We start from the raw sequence: 18,644 nt of genomic DNA, 5'->3' as shown, positions 1-18,644 counted from the left end.
CGTAATCATTACGGGTACAACTCCACAAATCGCGTGTCAGACCGCTTTCAGCTGGAATGGCGTCGCGCTGGTGATACCGCCCGGGCAAGTGCCATTCGAATCCGCCGACAAAACGCCGATGAGCGTCGTGGGATCAATCGTCATATGCACCACGGCCGGCGCATAACTGCCATCCGGGCAAATGAATCCGTCGGGCTTGGTCACCGAGAAACTCCAGATCCCGGCCGCCAGCGTCATCGGGCTGGTCCAGCCTTGGTTGCTGGACACAGTGCCCGTACAGCCTGCGGGCGCACAGGAACTGGTGATCACCCAGGCGTTCTCCGGGTCGCCCTCAGCCCCGGCATATGAACCGTTGAGCAGAGGCGGCTCGGCCTGGGCCGCGGACGCCAGCGTCAGGGCGGTCACCGCGGCCAGTCCGAATGCCGTTCCCAGCGAACGTGTCGTCGTCGTCATAATGGATCGGAAAATAGCACCGGATCACCGTGAAACCGCGGATGCGCAGGCTTTCTTGCCTACATGGGCGTCAAATTGTTATGCAGCACCGAAATCGGTTTGCCACGCCGTGGGAGACTGTTACCCGTGAGTACCCATCAGCTTCCCGACCGAGCGTGGCATTCCAGCCATCAGCCGCGCCAGCGGACGTTCGCCCAGTCGACCAAGCTGCAGGACGTCCTGTACGAGATCCGCGGCCCGGTACACGAGCAGGCCTCCCGCCTGGAGGCCGAGGGGCACCGCATCCTCAAGCTGAACATCGGCAATCCCGCACCGTTCGGGTTCGAGGCCCCCGATGTGATCATGCGCGACATCATCGGCGCGCTGCCCTACGCGCAGGGCTACTCCGATTCCAAGGGCATCATCCCGGCCCGCCGCGCGGTGTTCACCCGCTACGAACTGGTGGACGGTTTCCCCAAGTTCGACGTCGACGACGTCTTCCTGGGCAACGGTGTGTCCGAGCTCATCACGATGACGCTGCAGGCACTGCTGGACAACGGTGATCAGGTGCTGATCCCGGCGCCGGACTATCCGCTGTGGACGGCCTCGACCGCCCTGGCCGGCGGCACCCCGGTGCACTATCTGTGCGACGAGACCCAGGGCTGGAATCCCGATATCGCCGACCTGGAATCCAAGATCACCGAGCGCACCAAGGCGCTGGTCGTGATCAACCCGAACAACCCGACCGGCGCGGTGTACAGCCGCGAAATCCTGGAGCAGATGGTCGAACTCGCGCGCAAGCATCAGCTGCTGCTGCTGGCCGACGAGATCTACGACAAGATCCTCTACGACGACGCCAAACACATCAGCCTGGCCTCGCTCGCCCCCGATCTGCTCACCCTGACCTTCAACGGGCTGTCCAAGGCCTACCGGGTAGCCGGTTACCGGTCGGGCTGGCTGGTGATCACCGGGCCCAAGGAGCACGCGAGCAGTTTCATCGAGGGCATCAACCTGCTGGCCAATATGCGACTGTGCCCGAATGTTCCTGCCCAGCACGCCATTCAGGTGGCCCTCGGCGGCCATCAGAGCATCGAGGATCTGGTGCTGCCCGGCGGCCGACTACTCGAGCAGCGCGATGTCGCCTGGGAGAAACTCAACTCGATCCCCGGGGTGTCCTGTGTGAAGCCCGCGGGTGCGCTGTACGCGTTCCCGCGACTGGATCCCGAGGTCTACGACATCCACGATGACGAGCAACTGGTGCTCGATCTGCTGCTGCAGGAGAAGATCCTGGTCACCCAGGGCACCGGGTTCAATTGGCCCACACCGGATCATCTGCGCATCGTGACGCTGCCGTGGGCGCGTGACCTGGCCAACGCCATCGAGCGGCTGGGCAACTTCCTGGTCAGCTACCGGCAGTAGCGGCGGGCCCGCCTACGCTGTTGCGGTGGCCCACTCGCATGCACACTCACATTCGCTGAGCGGCCCGTCGCCGCTGGGCCCACTGGCTGCGCGCATCGTGGTCGGTCTGCTGGTCGCGATCGCGGTCGCCACCCTCGCCGGGGTGGCGTGGCTGTGGCCCAGCCAGCAGAAGCTCGACATCCCGCTGCCGTATCAGAACTCCGCAGGCGGCGGGGTCAGCACCGAGGCCGGCCGGGTGGTATCCACCGGCGAAGCAACCTGCGGCGGCCCGACCGTCGGCGCCGTGATCACCGCGCGCCCGGCACCCAGCCCGGGCGAGGCGCACTGCCTGCAGTCGTTCATCGAGATCGGCTCCGGCCCCAACGAGGGCGCCTACACCCTGCTGGAGTTCAGCGGCGGCCCCGGCCAGCCGCAACTGATGGTCGGTGACGATATCCGGATCACCCGGGCGGTCGACCCGACCGGGACGACGATCTACTCGTTCTACGACTACGAACGCACCTGGACATTGACCGCACTGGCAGCCTTCTTCGCGATCGTGGTGGTCGTGGTGGCCGGCTGGCGCGGACTGCGCGCCCTGGTCGGGATCGCGGTGGCGTTCGCGGTGTTGGTCATATTCATGCTGCCGGCCCTGCGCGACGGCGCCAACGCGGTGCCGGTCGCGCTGGTGGCGTCCTCGCTGATCCTCTACGCCGTGCTCTATCTGGCGCACGGGGTCAGCCTGCGCACCAGCGCCGCGCTGCTCGGTACGTTGACCTCGCTGCTGCTGGCGACAGCGCTGTCCTGGGGCGCCATCGAACTGACGCATCTGACCGGGCTGTCCGAGGAGGAGAACAACGCCGTCGCCACCTACCTGGGCGGGGTCTCGATCACCGGCCTGCTGTTCGCCGGGTTCATCATCGGCTCGCTCGGCGTGCTCAACGATGTGACGGTGACCCAGGCGTCGACGGCGTTCGAGCTGGCGCAGCACAGTGATTCGCGGCGGTCGGTGTTCTTCGGCGCGATGCGGGTGGGCCGCGATCACATCGCCAGCACGGTGTACACGCTGGTGCTGGCGTACGCCGGTAGCGCGCTGCCGCTGCTGTTGTTGTTCAGTGTGGCCAACCGGTCCCTCGGTGACGTGCTGACCAGTGAGAGTGTGGCCATCGAGATCGCGCGGTCGGCGGTCGGCGGTATCGCACTGGCGCTGTCGGTGCCGTTGACCACCGGGATCGCGGCGGTGTTGGCGACGCCTAGCGCTGCAGCAGCTCCAAAAGGTAACCGCCATAACCCGATTTGAGCAGGGTCTGCGCCCGCTCCGCGAGCTTCTCGTCATCGATGAAGCCGACCCGCCAGGCCACCTCTTCGGGCGCGCTGATCTTCAGGCCCTGGCGTTGTTCGATGGTCCGCACGAAATCGCCTGCGTCCAAGAGTGAATCGAAGGTGCCGGTGTCCAGCCAGGCGGTGCCGCGGGCCAGTACCTCGACAGACAACCGGCCCTGTTGCAGATAGGTCTGGTTGATCTCGGTGATCTCGTACTCGCCGCGGGGTGATTTCTTCAGCGATCGTGCGATCTCGACGACGTCGTTGTCATAGAAGTACAGCCCGGGCACCGCATAGTGCGATTTGGGCTTGACGGGCTTTTCCTCCAGCGACACCGCGCGCCCGTCGGCATCGAACTCGACGACACCATACGCCTCCGGTTTGGCCACCCAGTAGGCGAATATCGCTCCGCCGCTGACGTTCTGGAAGCGCCGCAGCCCGGTGCCCAGCCCCGGCCCGTAGAAGATGTTGTCGCCCAAGACCAATGCCACCGAGTCATCGCCGATGTGGTCGGCGCCGATGACAAAAGCCTGTGCCAAGCCGTCGGGTTCGTCCTGCACGGCGTAGCTGATGTTGATGCCGAGTTCGGAGCCGTCGCCGAGCAGCCGGTGAAACGCCGGGGCGTCATGACCCGTGGTGATGATCAGGATGTCCCGGATGCCCGCCATCATCAGGGTGCTCAGCGGGTAGTAGATCAGCGGCTTGTCGTACACCGGCAGCAGCTGCTTGCTGACCCCCCGGGTGGTCGGGTACAGCCGGGTGCCCGATCCGCCGGCCAGGATGATGCCGCGCATCTAGGCGTCGAGGTCCTTCTCGGACAGGCCGGTCGCCGCGAGCGCCTCGGCCAGGCTGTCATGCAGGAACACCGAGGTGATCTGGTCGTGCACCACCCGGAAGGCCGACGCGGCGGCAGCCCCGTTGACGGTCTGCTCGGCGACGACGACACCGTCGTGCACATAGAGCTTGCCGGCCTCGGCTGTCACGCCCTCCTGCGCCCAGTCCAGCAGGGCCTGGTGCCCCTGTGCGGCCCGGTCGGCGGTGGCGATCTCGATGTCCTCGCTGGACAGCTTGGCCAGGGTGTCGTAGTCGCGGGCGTTGAGGGCGTCGTGCCAGGCAAGGACGGTCGCGATCTCCGAGGTGCTCATAGGGACAACTCTAAAGGGGCGTTCCAGCCAGCCAGTTGTCCCATACCGCCGCGTCGCCGAGGATGTCCAGCCCGGCCTCGGCGGTGCCGCGCCGGCGGGTGATGGCCAGCAGCAGGTCCCGTGCCGTCCCACGCACCGCGGCGTCACCCTTACCGTGCGCGTAGGTCCAGCCCAGCCCGTCCTCGTCGTGCTTGATCATCCACTCGCCGGTGGGCCCCAGCCCGTCGTCGGTGGCGTGCAGGTGCAAAGTCTGACCGTCTTGTAGCGGTGCGTGCAGCGCGGTCGCCAGCTCCAGCCATTCACTGACGCCGTCGGCGGCCAGGTCGGCGGGCACCACGAAGTCCCGTCCCAGCGCCAGCTCCGCGTCCGCGCGGTGCACCAGTTGTTCGTGCACGCGCCGCCGGATCCACCAGCCCGGGATGTGTGGGCCGACAAAGGTCCACACCTTCATGTGCGGGCCGGCTTGCTCGACGGCGTCGATGAGTGCTTGGGCGCCCGCGTTGAGCCAGTCGATCGCGGCGTCCAGATCCTCCGGCGGCTTCCCGTCGCGGACATCGCGCGGGTTCAGAGCTTCGGTCCGCCGGTCGGTGATGATCTGTGTGCACCAACGGTTTCCGCGGCCGACGTGGCGGAACAACTGTTTCATCGTCCAGCCCGGACACGTCGGTACCGGTGTCTCGGGGTCGGCGGCGCGCACGAGGTCGCCGAAGCTGCTGGTCTGTTCGAGCAGGGCGGCTCGGAAGTCCATGGCTACGACCGTAGCGCGGCGTGGGTGTCACCGAGGGCGATTGGCAGGCTCGACCAGCCGCGCAGCACCCGGGTGTCGCGACGGGTGCCGTCGCCGGCCAGCTGGGCGTGCGGGTAGCGCTCGAAGAAGGTCCGCAGGCCGACCTCGCCCTCGGCCCGCGCCAGCGCGGCGCCGAGGCAGAAATGCCGGCCACCGGAGAACGACAGATGCTTTCCGGCATTGGATCGCGTCAGGTCGAAGCGGTGCGGGTCGCTGAACACCTTCGGGTCGCGGTTGGCGCCGGCGATGTACACCAGGACACCCTCGCCGGCGCGGACATGCTTGTCGGCCAGGTCGACGTCCTTGGTGGCGATCCGCGCGGACAGTTGCACCGGCGATTCCAGCCGCAGGATCTCCTCGACGGCCGTCGGCCACAGGTCGGGCTGCTGCGCCAGGGTCTGCAGGTGCTCGGGGTGCTGCAGCAGCAGCCGGATACCGCTGCCGAGCAGGTTGACCGTGGTCTCGAAGCCGGCGGCCAGCACCAGGCCCGCGGTGGCGACGAGTTCCTGTTCGGTCAGCGGGCCGTCCTCGGAGGCCTCCGAGGCGGTGATGATCTGGCTCATCAGGTCCTCGCCCGGATTGCGGCGCAGTTCCCGAAGGTGCCCGACGAGCCAGTCGTTGAACCCCTGTACCGCCGCACTGACCTCCCGGTACTGCGGCCAGGTCAGGCCGATGTCCAGGCTGGCGGCGCCGTGCTCACCGAACTCCAGGACGCGGGAGCGGTCCGATTCGGGGACGCCGAGGATGTCGCCGATGACGGTGACGGGCAGCTGTCCGCAGTATCGGTCGACGATGTCGACGGTGCCGGATTCCTCGGCCAGCTCGTCGAGCAGGGTATTGGCGGTGTCCTGCACTCGATCTCGCAGTGCGGCGACCGCGCGGGTGGTGAACACCGAGGACACCAGCTTGCGGTAGCGAGTGTGGGCCGGCGCCTCGACCGACAGCATGGATGGCGGTTGCAGCGGGTGCAGCACATCGGGTTTCGTGCGGTCGATGACCCATTGCAGCGGCTTGGGCAGATTCGATCCCAGCGCCAGCACCCGGAAATCCTCGGAGCGCAGCACATCGCTGCAGATCTTGTGATCGACGCTCATGTAGACGACGCGCCCTTTGACGATGGGCCCCTGGGCGCGCAATTCCTCGGTGAAAGCCACCGGGTCGACGCGCACCGACGGGTCGGCGATCAACCGACCCTGCGGGTCGCCACGGCGGGCGAACAGTTGGGAGATGCCGCGGACGAATCCGTGCATCGCCAACCAGTGGATGCGCGGACGGATCTTCCCTTGCACCATGAGACCCCCAAGGTGGCGCGGACCGTAACCGAATCGCGGTTCGGTTCTGTGATGGCAGCCTACCGAATTACAATTCGGTGTGGCAAGGATCCGGATCCCGGCGGCGCAGCGACGCGCTCGCATCCTCGACGCCGCCGTCGAGGCCTTCGCCGAACACGGGTTCGCCGAGGCCAAGATGCAGGACATCGCCAATCTTGCCGGAGTGGTGCCCTCGGTGCTCTACGACCACTTCGGGTCCAAGCGCGAGCTGCACATCGCCGTCCTGGAGGAGCACGCGACGCAGCTGCGGGAGCGCTCGTTGCGCCGGGTCGAGGGCGCCACACCCGAGGAGTTGGTGCGCGCCAGCATCGCCAACTACTTCGAGTTCGTCGAGGCCGACCCGTTCATGTGGCGGTTCCTGCACCGCGACCCGCCCGCCGATACCGAGACCGCCGCGGTGGTCTCCGAGATCGCCGACCGCGGCACCGCGGCCATCGCCGACCTCATCCGGTTCGGAGCCGGCAAGACCACCTCGGTGCGCGGTATCACCATCGACGATTCGGCCTGGATCCTGGCCAAGGCGACGCAGGCGGCCTGCCACGGGGTGGCCACGTGGTGGTACGAGAACCGCGACGTCCCGCGCGAGCGCGTCGTCGAACTGGTCTTCATGCTGCTGTGGCAGGGCTTCGACGGGATGCTGCGTCAGGGCACGAGCGCTCGGTCGGGATAACCACTGTCCAGATGCGCCCGGAATGGGCACGGACCGAGCCTGAATGCGACATTCGTCCGACCGGCATCGCTATAGCTTTCTCGGTGATGATCGGATGTCGACGACGACGATTCCGAGCTGACCGCGACAAGCAAAGGCCAGGCCCCCATGAACGCCTTCTCGACCCGATATCAGACCGCCACCGTCGACGGCTTGGAGGTTTTCTACCGCGAGGCCGGCGACCCCACCAACCCGACAATCCTTCTCCTGCATGGCTTCCCATCGAGCTCGCATATGTTCCGGAATCTGATCCCGTCCCTGAGTGACCGCTTCCACCTGATCGCACCGGATCACATCGGCTTCGGCCGGTCGGCCATGCCCTCGGTCAACCAGTTCACCTACAGCTTCGACAGGCTCACCGAGATCACCGAAGCGCTGATCGAACAGTTGGGCCTGGAGCGCTTCGCCATCTACATCCATGACTACGGCGCCCCGATCGGTCTGCGCATTGCCAGTAAGGATCCCGAACGCGTCACCGCGATCATCAGCCAGAGCGGCAACGCCTACCTCGAGGGCTTCACCCCGTTCTGGGACATCCTCTTCGCGCACGCCAAGGACCGCGCCACCAACGAGGACGGGGTGCGAGAGTACTTCACCGCCAAGACAACTCACTGGCAATACACCCACGGCGTGCCCGCCGACCGGTTGGACCGGATCGCCCCCGAGGCGTGGGCTCTGGACCAGGCCGGCCTGGACCGCCGCGGCAACGATGCAATCCAGCTTCAGCTGTTCTGGGATTATCAGTTCAACCTCGACGGTTACCCCGGATTCCAGGAGTATTTCCGCGAACACCAGCCGCCGGTGCTGATCACCTGGGGCAAGAACGACGAGATCTTCGGCGCGCCGGGCGCGGAGGCCTTTTTGCGCGATCTTCCGAACGCCGAGATCCATCTGCTGGACACCGGCCACTTCGCACTCGAGACGCACGGCGCCGAAATCAGCGGCCACATCAGCGACTTCATGGCGCGACACCAGTTGACCTGACGATGCCCACGGTCCACCACCGGTACGCCGAGATCTCCGGACAACGCCTGTTCTACCGCGAGTCCGGCCCCGAAGACGCCCCGGCAATTGTTCTTCTGCACGGCTTTCCGAGCAGTTCGGCGATGTTTCGGCAGCTGATCCCGTTACTCGCGGATCGGTGGCATGTCATCGCGCCCGACCACCTCGGATTCGGGCTCTCCGGTGCGCCGCCCGTCGGCGAGTTCCCTTACTCCTTCGACACGCTCGCCGATCTGACGGCCGCCCTGTTGGCCCATATCGGGGTCGGCAGGTACGCGATGTACGTGCACGACTACGGTGCCCCGATCGGGTGGCGGCTGGCCCTGCGAAACCCGGCAGCGGTCTCCGCCATCGTCAGCCAGAACGGAAACGCCTACCAACAGGGGCTGCAGCCGGAGTTCTTCGCGCCCATGTTCGCCTACTGGGAGCAGCACACCGAGACCACCGAAATCGCTGTCCGCCAGGCACTTACACTGGAGACAACCCGGTGGCAGTACCTGGCGGGCGTGCCCGACGACACCCTGGTCGATCCGACGACGTGGCTGCTCGACCATGCCCTGCTGTCGCGGCCGGGCAATGACGCCATTCAGCTCACGTTGTTCGCCGACTACACCACCAATCCGCCGTTGTACCCCGCCGTGCACCGCTACTTCCGCACGACCCAGGTGCCGCTGCTGGCCGTGTGGGGCCGCAACGACCCGGTGTTCGGGCCGGACGGTGCCCGCGCCTTCGGCACCGATCTACCCGACGCCGAGATCCATCTACTGGACGGCGGCCACTTCCTGCTGGAGAGTTCCCTCGCTGAAACTGTCGCCTTGATCCGCGATTTCCTGTGCCGCGTGCTGTGAGACACTCAGACTGCGACCCGCACCCGGAATGATTGGGTGGCAACGTATTCACCAGGAGTATCCCCGAAAACGCTGCGGAACTCCTTGATGAAGTGCGACGCGCTACTGTAGCCGACAGCGCGTGACACCTCGGCCACCCCCAGTCGACCTTCCCCGAGCAGTTCCCGACCGCGCACCAGTCGGGCGTGCTTGACGTACTGGTACGGCGATTGACCGGTCACCCCGCGGAAGGCGCGGGAGAAGGCCGAGGTACTGAGGTTGACCCGCGCGGCGAGCGCCTCGACGGTCAGGGGAGCGCCGAGGTTGGAGGCGATATGGTCCAGCACGCCGGCGACGGATTGCCCCGCGGCCTGTAGTTCGGCCAGTCGGATCAAACGTGGACCCAGTACACCCTGCAGGATCCGGTAGACCACCTCCTGCAGGTGCAGCGGAGCCAGCACCCGGCGATCCGATGGGGTCGACAACGATCGGAGAAGTCTGATCACGGTGTCGGCCGTCTGCTCATCCACTACCGATAGGGCGCCGTCGACGTCATCGCCCAGTTCGGGCCTGGCGCCATGCGGCCCACGCATCGTCGTAGCCACCATTCGGACCAACTGTGGCTCGATGTTCAGTGCCAGGAGCAGGGCGGGGTAGTCCGGCGATCGATAGCGGGATTGCCCGGCTGCCACGGTCATGCCCGTGCCGCCGTCGTGCACGACCACGATCAGCGCCAGCGACTCGATGCGATGGGTTGTCGGCTTGGTGCACCGAGCGATCGTCAGACTCGGCCAGCGGTCACCGGTGAGATCGGCGCGGCGTGCATGGGTCGCGAGAGTATCGGCGAGTGTCGGGGCGAGGCTGCTGTGCATTGCGAACTTCCCGTCCTCATGAGCTGAGATCCACCGTATCGCACTCGGTGTAGTCTAACTACAGTCACTGTCTTATTCTATTAAAGACTGTGTTAAGTATCTAGCCACTGTGAGTCCTCGAATCCGCTACGGACGGGTCGATTTGTTGCATTGACGGTCGGCTTACTGTTTTAAGCAGACAGTTCGGTTGTGGGATCGGCGTCCCCCACACGACGCATGGAGCGATATTCGTATGACCACCGAGCACCGCCGAGAGCCGCGCCGGTCCCGCCGCGACGAGTACGCAGAGCAGACACGACTCGCTGTCGTGGACGCCGCGCGATCGTTGTTCGCCGACCGTGGCTACTTCGCCACCACGGTCAACGAGATCGCCGATGCCAGCCGGGTGTCGCCCGGCACGGTGTACCAGCAGTGCGGCGGCAAGCAGGGCCTCCTTCGAACCCTCATGGACCAGTGGACGACATCCGATCTGGTGCAGGAGACCTTGGACCGCGTCAACGCCGCCGAATCCACCGACGCGGTGCTGCACGTGCTGGCCGATTCATACCTGCAGTTCTGGCGCCGCTATGACGATATCGTCCAGCTCGTGGCAGCCACCGCTGCCCATGATCCCGACGCCGCGGAATCGCTTGGCCAGGCCGTCGTCCGCCATCGCACCGCGCTGTACGAGATTGCCCAGCGCCTGCGCGGATTCGGTGCGTTCACCGAGGCCGTTTCCGACGAGGACTTCGCCGACATCACGCTGTACCACTACGGACCGCAGAGCGGCTACCACTTCACCGTGACGGTACTCGGCTGGTCAGAGGAGCGCGCCCAGCGCTTCCTCAGCACACAGTTCGCCCGAAGCCTCGATGAGGTTGCGGCAGAACATCCCTGAACGTGATGCTCAGGTGTTGCGACCGCCGTTCACACCGAGGATCTGCCCGGTGATGTACCCGGCCTCTTCCGAGATCAGGAATGAGCATGCCGCGGCGATGTCTTCGGGCTTGCCCATCCGGCGCACCGGGGTGGCTGCGATCGTGTCGTTGACGTCGCCGAGGAATCCGCGCTGCTCGGCACCACGCAGCATCGGGGTGTCGATGAAGCCGGGCGGCACGGCGTTGACCGTGATGCCGAACGGGCCATATTCCAGCGCAAGGGATTTGGTCAATCCGTTGACGGCCGACTTGGCCGACACGTAGTGCGACATGTACGGCACACCGGAGTGTGTGCTGGAGGACGAGATGTTGACGATGCGTCCCCAGCCGGCCTCGATCATGTCGGACAGGCTGGCCTGCACGGTGTGAAAGACGCCGTGCAGGTTGACGTTCACCACCCGCTGCCATTCCTCGAAGGTGATATCGGTGAACGGTTTGAATCCGTCCAGGCCGGCCGAGTTCACCAGAATGGCGATGGGGCCGAACTTCTCGCGGATCTCGTCCAGGGCGGTGTCGACCTGGGCCCGGTCGGTGACGTCGGCGGTGAACGCGTTGTCTTCGTCGGTAGCGTTCAGGTCCAGGGTGGCGACGTTGTAGCCGTCGGCGCCCAGCCGTTGGGCGATGGCCGCGCCGATACCCGACCCGCCGCCGGTGACCACTGCTGTCTTCATTCGGTTCCCTTCGTGGAGTGTCGCGGGGCGCGCAACCCGAGGGTTCGTCGCCCGGTCTCGACCAGGTGGCCGAGCAGGTCTTCGTCGGCGATGGTGATCCAGGCCGGTCCGACGGCACCGGCGATACCGCCGACGACGACGGCCGCCTTCACCCGTCCGCCCGGGCCGGGTTCGACATCGGCGAGCAGTCGCATCTGCCGGTCGATCAACTCGGCCCAGCCGGGTTGCACACTGAGCTGCCGGATGACGCTGGGATCCCCGCCGAGCACCGAGACCAACGCGCGGTGACGCACAGCCATCTCGGCATACCCGCGCAGCATGGCCTCGGCCCGTGCCGTCGTGCTGCGCAGCTGTTCGGCGGCGTCGACGGCGTTTTCCAGCTCCGTGAAGATGGGCTCCAGAACTCCGGTGAGCAGCTGTTCGCGGGTCTTGAAGTGGTAGTAGATCGCCGCCTTGGTGAAGCCGAGCTCGTCGGCGATCATCTGCAGCGAGGTGCCGGCGAAGCTGTGCACGGTGAACAGCTCGACCGCGGCATCGACAAGGCGCTGCCGGGTGTCGGTCGCGGTGTCCATCAAGCCTCCGAGTTACTTGCCGATCGTAAAGCAGCGTACTTTACGATCGTAAAGCTGCCAACAAACGAAAACGGGCCGCGTCCGAAGACGCGGCCCGTATTCGATCGAGGTCAGTTACAGAAGATGAGGAAGCAGTTGCCACCCTGTCCACCGCCACCCTGGCCGCCCTGACCGCCTTGGCCACCGCCGCCACCACGACCGGATTCACCTCGGCCGTAATCGGATTCGCCGCGGGAACCGCCCCCGTCGGACCCGACGTTCGAGCCCCCGCCGCCCGAGCCCGAACCACTGCCCGGCCACTGCGGAAGCTGCGGCCACTGGGGCTGCTGCGGCTGGGGTTGCGGTTGCGGACGCGTCGGCTGTGGTTGGGGCCGCGTCGGCTGCGGCTGCTGGCCCCAATCCGGCCAGTTCGGGCCGTCGTCGTCATCGTCGTAGTCGGGCCGCTCGGGCTTCTGCTCCCACGGCGGACGCCAGTCCGGCCACTGCGGGCGCGGCAGCACGATCACCGGGGGCGGCAGCACCACCGGCGGTGTCCACACCGGCGGCACCGTCGGCTGCACCACCGGCGGCGGAGCGACCGGTGCCGGCGGCGGCGCGACCGGGGCGGGTGCGGGCGCCTGCGGGGCGGGCGCCTCGACGTAGACCTGCCGCGGTGCCGGGGCCTGCTGCACCACCGGGACGGGAGCCTTGATGGTCTCGGCCACCTCGGGCGCCGGCGGCGGGACGGGCTGCACGGGCAGCGCCTCGGGTGCCGGGGCCGCCGGCGGCGGGGCCTGCACACTCGGGGCGACGGCGGCACGCGCCGGGGCGGGTCGCTCGTCGGCGGTCGGCCGGATGCTCACCGCCAGCGAGATGGCCAGGGCCACCACCCCGACCACGAAGATCGATGCCATGGCGCTGCCGACCAGCAGGAACGGCTTGCGGCCCTCGTCGACAGCGGGCGGCTCGGCGTCCAGGCCGGCGAGATCGTCGGGGACGTCGACATAGTTGGGCAGCGCGGTGGGACCCAGCTGGGTTTCGGCGGCGGCGAGGGCCTCCGCTCCGGCGGTCGGGCCGTCCGGATCCAGCGAGTAGGCCAGGCCGACGGTGGATGCCTCGTACATCGGGGCACTCGCCGAGGCCAGCGCGGCCCCGCGGGCCAGCGCCAGCCCGGATTCCTCCGGGGCGCTGACCGGGATGCCCACCAGGTCGGCGAGGTGGGCCTTGACCGCGGCCACGTCGACGCCGGAGCCGACGACGAACATGCCGTCGGGCGCGGTGTCCTGCCCGGCGACCGCGGCGGCCATCTCACCGAGCACCGCCATCGCGTCGGTGCTGTGCAGACTGCGGCTGAGCACCTTGACCACGGAGCCGTCCTCGCCGCGGACCACCGACAGGGTGGCGGTGTCGCGGTTGAGGAACAGCAGAGCGGTGGAGCTGTAGCCGACCGCACGGCCGGCCGCCTGGGCCAGCGCGCCGGCGGCGTGCAGTTCGGACACCAGCATCACGTCGGGGATGCCGCGGGCGGCCAGCGCATCGCGCAGCGCCGCGGCGTCGGTGTGATCGGTCCAGGTGACACCGATGGACCGCAGATGATGTCCGCCGGCCTCGGCGCTTTCCTGGGTGCCGAGCACCGCCGCGACCACTTGATCCGCCGCATTCGACATTGCTGAGCCTTCAGAGGCAGAGACCTCGAAGACGTCGTGATCGACGGTCGCGCCGTCGCCCTTCTCCCCCTCGACCAGCACCATCCGCACCGTCGTAGGCGTCAGGGACACACCCAATACGATGTCCACTTACCCCTCCAAAACGTTTGCTACATCGCTCGTTTCGCCGATATCAGGCTCTCGACACAAACCGGCAACTAGATAATTCATCGCCGTGAGCAGCACCGCCGTTACAGCCGACGGTATTAGCTAGAGCACGTAACAAACCCTACGCGGGTTCAGGGCTGAGGGAAGTTCAGGTAGGACCGCGACGGCGTCGGCCCGCGCTGTCCCTGGTACTTCGATCCGGCCTTACTGCTGCCGTACGGATGTTCGGCGGGACTGGTCAGCCGCAGCAGGCACAGCTGGCCGATCTTCATGCCCGGCCACAACGTGATGGGCAGGTTGGCGACGTTGGACAGCTCCAGAGTGATGTGCCCGGTGAAACCGGGATCGATGAACCCGGCCGTCGAGTGGGTCAGCAGGCCGAGGCGGCCCAGCGAGGACTTGCCTTCCAGGCGGCCGGCCAGGTCGTCGGGCAGCGAGCAGCGTTCCAGCGTGGCCCCGAGCACGAACTCGCCGGGGTGCAGCACGAAGGGCTCACCCTCCTTGGGTTCGACCAGGGTGGTCAGATCGTCCTGCCGCAGCGCCGGGTCGATGTGTGTGTACCGGGTGTTGTTGAAGACCCGGAACAGGCTGTCGAGGCGGACGTCGACGCTGGAGGGCTGGATCAGGTCGTCGTCGAGCGGGTCCAGCGCCAGGCGGCCCGCGGTGATCTCGGCGCGGATGTCGCGATCGGAGAGCAGCACCCGGTGAGCCTAACTGGCTGACGTCAGGGGCAAGCGGCTGGCGCGTCCGCGCGGACCGGGAGGTCGGCCGGCAGTGTGTAGGTGACGACGGCGTTGGCCTCGTGCGGGCTGTCGTTGCGCACGATGTGCGGCACCCCGGCGGGGATGACGATGGCCTGCCCGGTCAGATACGGCGTCGGCGCGCACTGCGTGGCGGTCTGCAGGGTGACGGTGCCGCCGGTGATGACGGTGTGCTCGACGCCCGGGTGGGTGTGCCAGCCGCTGCTCGACGGCGCGTGCAGCAGCAGCTCCTGGACATAGAGGGTGGTCGGGCCGGTGGTGTCGATGACGACCGGCTCGGAGCTGGTGCCCTTGGCGAGGTCGGTGCGTTCGATCTCGCCGTCCGGTGGGGTGGCGTGGGCGGCCGGCGCTGTGGCGATGCTCAGTGCCATGACTGCGGCGAGGCGTTTCATGACTCTCCCAGGGTCGCGTCCGGTATGTGACCTGCGGATGCTAGCCTTCCTCAACGAACGTGCCGATGTAGTTCAATGGCAGAACATCAGCTTCCCAAGCTGAATACGCGGGTTCGATTCCCGTCATCGGCTCCATGCCTAACAGGGCATTCTTGTTCTGTAGCCGCTCCGTCAAGGCTGGCGGTCCCGTAACGGTCCCGTATCCTCCTCCGAGATTTTGCCCGTCGATCCTCCTTAATTGATCACGGCGCGCTTCCCCCGAAGACAGCCGGTGTCGACGACAATCAGGTCTTGATGCAACCGCCTTCTCACACGCGTGTAATTCTTGTCGGCGCCAAGATCTATGATTCGAACACATGTTCGATAAACCGAAGGGGGTTGCGATGGCACCGCGTAGTACGCGCAAGGCGCAGGCGGTAAGTCTGTTTGCCGGGGCCGGAGGTTTTGACATCGCTCTCGAACGCGCCGGTTGGGAGATCGTCACGGCGACGGACCACGCGACGGACGCGATGGACACTCTCCGCGCAAGCAAAGCCGCCGGCATCCCGATCAAAGGCCGCCGCGGAAAGCACTTGGCGAAGACGAACCTGATCGAGAAGGACGTCTCGGTACTAACGGCGGACGAGCTACGCCCAAGAACGGCAGGTCCAGACTGGCGCCCTGACCTGTTGGCAGGCGGGCCGCCCTGCCAACCATGGTCGTCGGCGGGCCATCAGAAGGGTCTGAACGATTCCCGTGGCCAGCTGATCGCTCACATGATCCGTCTCGTCGATGAACTGCAGCCTCGCTATGTCCTGTTTGAGAACGTCCGTGGCCTTGTCACCGCTGTCGGCCCGAACGGCGCACCCGGAGAGGTGCTGCGCAGTATTCAGCGCGACCTCCGAAATCACGGTTATTCCAGCCGAATTGCCACACTCAACGCTGCAGACTACGGAGCAGCACAACGGCGAGTCCGTCTCTACCTCATCGCGACCGCAGATCATGAGCTGCCAGAATTTCCGGAAGCAACCCATCATCGGTACGGCGAGAACGGCCTTAAGCCATGGGTCTCGCTCGGTGAACTCCTGGATTCGCTGCCTCCAGCACAAGAAGAGTTCGTCGTTCGTCCGAGCGGGGTCGATGGCGACGCTCTACGCCAGTTGACTCCCGGCACCGGCCTTCGCACGAAGGGCCGCGTGATGAACAACCGCCCAAGCGGGCAGTGGGGCTACCGGCAAGACGGCTTTTTCGCCGACCTTGGCCTGCCTTCGCGAACTATCCGAACCGCCGCAACTCCCGACTGGATCAAGGTCCCCGGGGATCATGATTTGCGTCGCTTGACTTGGCAGGAATGCGCTGCGCTGCAGGGCTTCCCGCAAGAATGGCGATTCGCCGGAAAGACCAGCAACTTCTTCCGGCACATTGGTAACGCCGTTCAGATAGACGCCGTCGAAGCCATCGGCCGCACACTTCTCGATGCCGTGCGCAAGGGTCCGGTAGAGACGCCGCCTCCTATGCCGCCGTGGCCGGATTACCTGACAAAACGCGTTCGGTATACGGAGGCGGAGCACCGAGTCAACGGAAATCTACGCACGCGAATCATTACCAAGTAGCGGGCGACTGGTTACACCGCACATTCGGCCGTGTCGGGCCGGATCTCAGGGCGCTCGATGGCAGACTTGCCAAGGTGTCGCCATCGTTCGTCGCACCTCCTCGCTGGACCACCGAGGAGCTGAGGGCTGCCCGCGACGCATCGGAAGCCGCGTTCACCCATCTTCGCCGCGAAGAGGGGCCGAAGGCATTCGAGCGCATGTACAACCAACTGCGCCCACGGGTCGAACAAGTATTTGCTGCTTCAGACGACATCCGAAATCTAACGGGCGCAGTCTTCGAGGCCGATCCCCAGTCCTGGCAGGCGTGCCGTTATCTGTGCGGACCCCCGATCAGCCAAGAGGACTTGTGGACTCTGGTTGGTGGGCCCAAGTTCCGTTCGGTGCCACCGGCCTTCGCAGAGGACACCGCCGAGGCGATCCGCGTCGTTGTCGACCCGGTGCGCTTTCCTTGGCTCGCCCAGAATCGAGCTCCATCGGAATTGGAGCGGGAAAGTGCGATCCTCGCGACGACCGTGCTGTGGGCTGCCCAACAGATCGGTACGGAGCGACGTGGTGAAGCATCCTCGCGCCAAGAATCACTCACTGCGCAGACCCTCAACGATGCCGGGCTGACACTCGAAGATTCCCGCGCTCCAATCCAATTCATTGACGATATGCCACGCGGCGGATACAGCCGCGAGCGCAGGCTCGCCGGAGCGAAGTGTGATGTTCCCGCCCGACTATTTGACGGTCGGCTGCTCGCGCTCGAATGCAAAGTCTCGAATGGCCCCAAGAACGGATGGAAGCGAGTCAACCGGGAGGTCGGCGGAAAGTCCGATGCCTGGAGGGCCCACTTTGGTACGCAGGCACTCACGGGCGTAGTCCTCGCGGGCGTATTCGATTTGTCCTGCCTCACGACGGCCCAAGATCGCGGAGTGATCATCCTATGGGAGCATGACTTGAGTCCACTCCGTGAGTTCGTTGAATCAACCTCTAGCTAAACGCTTTTCGATGACCTTCTGAACTGAGGCGGCAGCCTCCTCGACGGACTCGTGTTCCCAGACCCGAACGGGAAGCCATCCAGCATCGCGAAGTGCTTGATCGGTCGCGTGATCTCGCTCACTGTTCCTCTGGATCTTTGTGCGCCAAAAATCGTTGTTACGCTTTGGTTTTGAAGAATGCGTTGGGCAGCCATGCCAGAAACATCCATCGACAAACACCGCTACCTTCGCCCGACGGAAGACGATGTCGGCTTCGCGCCTTAGGCCCGGCAACGGTCGTTCGTGCAGTCGGTACCGAAGTCCGGCCGCGTGCAGGCGCGACCGTAACGCCACCTCGATCGACGTGTCACGCCGCCGTTGGCGTTGCATGCGCGCTGACGTCGCTGCGTCGGTACTCAAATCAAAACCCAAGGGTCTGTCTCGGGACACCTCACCAAGTTAGCCCCAGAGACTTACGACGTTGCCGCCGTGGCTGGCATTCTGCGGCGGGGCGGACAATGCGCCGAGCGCGGCCATGTTGCCCGTGTGGTCGTCGGTGTTGATCAGGTGCGCGTAGACGGTCAGCGTCGTCTTGACGTCCCGGTGCCCCATCAACTCCGCGATGTCGATGGGCCGGATGCCCGCCGCGAGACACAGGCTCGCGTATGTGTGGCGCAGCGAGTGGAACGATTGGTTGGGGTCCACCTTCGCGCGCGGTCCTTCGCGGTCGTGCTCGGGCCTGCCTCTTTCACACCCGTAGTGGCCGCTCCTGGTGCGGCGGCGTCGGCCCGCAGTCCGCTCGGCCGGGGCCGCGTCAGCGACATACCGGGCCACAGCGGCGCGTCGGGTTCATCGGCACGCGGGTGCCCTGCGAGATAGTCCCGCAGCAACGCGGTCGTCTCGGCGGTCAACGGCACGCGGCGGTAGCTCTGCTTGGTCTTCAGCGGGCCGTACTCGATGGCAGCACCCTTCGCCCGCGCAGCCTGCTGGACGCGGAACACGCCTGGCTTCGCCGGGGCGTTCGGGTTCAGTGACGGCTCAGGCAATTCGACGTTGGCGATGGTGAGCCCGCCGAATTCCGCCGCGCGCAACCCCGCCCAAGCGGCGACGTGAATGAGGACGTTGTAGGGCCAGGGGGTGGCGTCCACAAGCGCAGAAACC

Annotated in this window: 21 protein-coding genes, 1 tRNA gene and 1 pseudogene; 9 read left to right on the top strand and 14 right to left on the bottom strand. The window is 66.1% G+C overall.

Annotated features, from left to right (window positions below):
* Positions 1–36: 36 nt before the first annotated feature.
* Positions 37–405 (bottom strand): hypothetical protein, encoded by a 369-nt coding sequence (locus tag ACLBYA_RS27795; protein ID WP_447712700.1) that lies wholly within the window; start codon positions 403–405, stop codon positions 37–39.
* Between the two features lie 165 nt (positions 406–570).
* Here ACLBYA_RS27795 and ACLBYA_RS27790 point away from each other — a divergent pair, with 165 nt between their 5' ends.
* The gene (locus ACLBYA_RS27790; RefSeq protein WP_447712749.1) at positions 571–1,851 is read left to right on the top strand and encodes a pyridoxal phosphate-dependent aminotransferase; all 1,281 of its coding nucleotides are present in this window, start codon (positions 571–573) and stop codon (positions 1,849–1,851) included.
* A 25-nt stretch (positions 1,852–1,876) separates the two neighbouring features.
* A complete protein-coding gene (locus ACLBYA_RS27785) occupies positions 1,877–3,130 on the top strand; it encodes a YibE/F family protein (protein WP_447712699.1) in 1,254 nt (417 codons plus the stop codon).
* Here ACLBYA_RS27785 and rfbA read toward each other — a convergent pair.
* The 4 genes from rfbA to ACLBYA_RS27765 are packed head-to-tail and all read right to left on the bottom strand — an operon-like array spanning position 3,084 to position 6,377.
* A complete protein-coding gene (gene rfbA, locus ACLBYA_RS27780; RefSeq protein WP_447712698.1) occupies positions 3,084–3,947 on the bottom strand; it encodes a glucose-1-phosphate thymidylyltransferase RfbA in 864 nt (287 codons plus the stop codon). The two genes, ACLBYA_RS27785 and rfbA, sit on opposite strands and share 47 nt — an antisense overlap.
* Entirely contained in the window at positions 3,948–4,298 is a 351-nt protein-coding gene (locus ACLBYA_RS27775; RefSeq protein WP_447712697.1) for a nuclear transport factor 2 family protein, read from the bottom strand.
* A gap of 10 nt (positions 4,299–4,308) precedes the next feature.
* On the bottom strand, positions 4,309–5,046 hold the full coding sequence (locus ACLBYA_RS27770) for a maleylpyruvate isomerase family mycothiol-dependent enzyme (protein ID WP_447712696.1): 738 nt from the start codon (positions 5,044–5,046) through the stop codon (positions 4,309–4,311).
* Positions 5,047–5,048: 2 nt separating this feature from the next.
* The gene (locus tag ACLBYA_RS27765) at positions 5,049–6,377 is read right to left on the bottom strand and encodes a cytochrome P450 (RefSeq protein WP_447712695.1); all 1,329 of its coding nucleotides are present in this window, start codon (positions 6,375–6,377) and stop codon (positions 5,049–5,051) included.
* 79 nt (positions 6,378–6,456) lie between these two features.
* Here ACLBYA_RS27765 and ACLBYA_RS27760 point away from each other — a divergent pair, with 79 nt between their 5' ends.
* From ACLBYA_RS27760 to ACLBYA_RS27750, 3 genes are all read left to right on the top strand, one after another.
* Positions 6,457–7,086 (top strand): TetR/AcrR family transcriptional regulator, encoded by a 630-nt coding sequence (locus ACLBYA_RS27760; protein WP_447712694.1) that lies wholly within the window; start codon positions 6,457–6,459, stop codon positions 7,084–7,086.
* A gap of 147 nt (positions 7,087–7,233) precedes the next feature.
* Positions 7,234–8,109: an alpha/beta fold hydrolase gene (locus tag ACLBYA_RS27755; RefSeq protein WP_447712693.1), complete on the top strand. Its 876-nt coding sequence runs from the start codon at positions 7,234–7,236 to the stop codon at positions 8,107–8,109.
* A 2-nt stretch (positions 8,110–8,111) separates the two neighbouring features.
* Entirely contained in the window at positions 8,112–8,975 is an 864-nt protein-coding gene (locus ACLBYA_RS27750) for an alpha/beta fold hydrolase (RefSeq protein WP_447712692.1), read from the top strand.
* A 5-nt stretch (positions 8,976–8,980) separates the two neighbouring features.
* Here the strand turns inward: ACLBYA_RS27750 and ACLBYA_RS27745 are convergent, their stop codons facing one another.
* Entirely contained in the window at positions 8,981–9,826 is an 846-nt protein-coding gene (locus tag ACLBYA_RS27745) for a helix-turn-helix domain-containing protein (protein ID WP_447712691.1), read from the bottom strand.
* 232 nt (positions 9,827–10,058) lie between these two features.
* On the opposite strand from ACLBYA_RS27745, the gene ACLBYA_RS27740 reads away from it, so the two are divergent.
* Positions 10,059–10,703, top strand: a complete 645-nt coding sequence (locus ACLBYA_RS27740) for a TetR/AcrR family transcriptional regulator (protein WP_447712690.1) — start codon at positions 10,059–10,061, stop codon at positions 10,701–10,703.
* Positions 10,704–10,712: 9 nt separating this feature from the next.
* On the opposite strand, the gene ACLBYA_RS27735 is transcribed toward ACLBYA_RS27740, so the two are convergent.
* The 5 genes from ACLBYA_RS27735 to ACLBYA_RS27715 form a co-directional block, all read right to left on the bottom strand.
* Positions 10,713–11,414: an SDR family NAD(P)-dependent oxidoreductase gene (locus ACLBYA_RS27735; protein ID WP_447712689.1), complete on the bottom strand. Its 702-nt coding sequence runs from the start codon at positions 11,412–11,414 to the stop codon at positions 10,713–10,715.
* Entirely contained in the window at positions 11,411–11,986 is a 576-nt protein-coding gene (locus ACLBYA_RS27730) for a TetR/AcrR family transcriptional regulator (RefSeq protein WP_447712688.1), read from the bottom strand. Before ACLBYA_RS27730 ends, ACLBYA_RS27735 begins: the two co-directional genes overlap by 4 nt.
* A gap of 110 nt (positions 11,987–12,096) precedes the next feature.
* Positions 12,097–13,761 (bottom strand): DUF7159 family protein, encoded by a 1,665-nt coding sequence (locus ACLBYA_RS27725; RefSeq protein ID WP_447712687.1) that lies wholly within the window; start codon positions 13,759–13,761, stop codon positions 12,097–12,099.
* Between the two features lie 149 nt (positions 13,762–13,910).
* Complete coding sequence (gene dcd, locus ACLBYA_RS27720) at positions 13,911–14,480, bottom strand: dCTP deaminase (protein ID WP_447712686.1); 570 nt, start codon at positions 14,478–14,480, stop codon at positions 13,911–13,913.
* A 23-nt stretch (positions 14,481–14,503) separates the two neighbouring features.
* Entirely contained in the window at positions 14,504–14,932 is a 429-nt protein-coding gene (locus tag ACLBYA_RS27715) for a cupin domain-containing protein (RefSeq protein ID WP_447712685.1), read from the bottom strand.
* A gap of 61 nt (positions 14,933–14,993) precedes the next feature.
* On the opposite strand from ACLBYA_RS27715, the gene ACLBYA_RS27710 reads away from it, so the two are divergent.
* The 3 genes from ACLBYA_RS27710 (at position 14,994) to ACLBYA_RS27700 (ending at position 17,504) form a co-directional block, all read left to right on the top strand.
* Positions 14,994–15,067: transfer RNA gene (locus ACLBYA_RS27710), tRNA-Gly, on the top strand.
* Between the two features lie 221 nt (positions 15,068–15,288).
* A complete protein-coding gene (locus ACLBYA_RS27705; RefSeq protein WP_447712684.1) occupies positions 15,289–16,524 on the top strand; it encodes a DNA cytosine methyltransferase in 1,236 nt (411 codons plus the stop codon).
* 74 nt (positions 16,525–16,598) lie between these two features.
* Positions 16,599–17,504: a XamI family restriction endonuclease gene (locus tag ACLBYA_RS27700; RefSeq protein ID WP_447712683.1), complete on the top strand. Its 906-nt coding sequence runs from the start codon at positions 16,599–16,601 to the stop codon at positions 17,502–17,504.
* On the opposite strand, the gene ACLBYA_RS27695 is transcribed toward ACLBYA_RS27700, so the two are convergent.
* From ACLBYA_RS27695 to ACLBYA_RS27685, 3 genes and pseudogenes are all read right to left on the bottom strand, one after another.
* Positions 17,490–17,933 carry a very short patch repair endonuclease gene (locus tag ACLBYA_RS27695; protein WP_447712682.1) on the bottom strand — a complete coding sequence of 148 codons (444 nt, stop codon included), beginning with the start codon at positions 17,931–17,933 and terminating at the stop codon, positions 17,490–17,492. The two genes, ACLBYA_RS27700 and ACLBYA_RS27695, sit on opposite strands and share 15 nt — an antisense overlap.
* A 9-nt stretch (positions 17,934–17,942) precedes the next feature.
* Positions 17,943–18,095, bottom strand: a complete 153-nt coding sequence (locus tag ACLBYA_RS27690) for an integrase (protein WP_447712748.1) — start codon at positions 18,093–18,095, stop codon at positions 17,943–17,945.
* 12 nt (positions 18,096–18,107) lie between these two features.
* Positions 18,108–18,188: pseudogene (locus ACLBYA_RS27685) on the bottom strand (integrase); the annotation flags it as partial.
* Positions 18,189–18,644: the final 456 nt, after the last annotated feature.

The organism is Mycobacterium sp. C31M (genome assembly GCF_053345865.1).
This window is presented reverse-complemented; position numbering and strand designations above follow the sequence as displayed.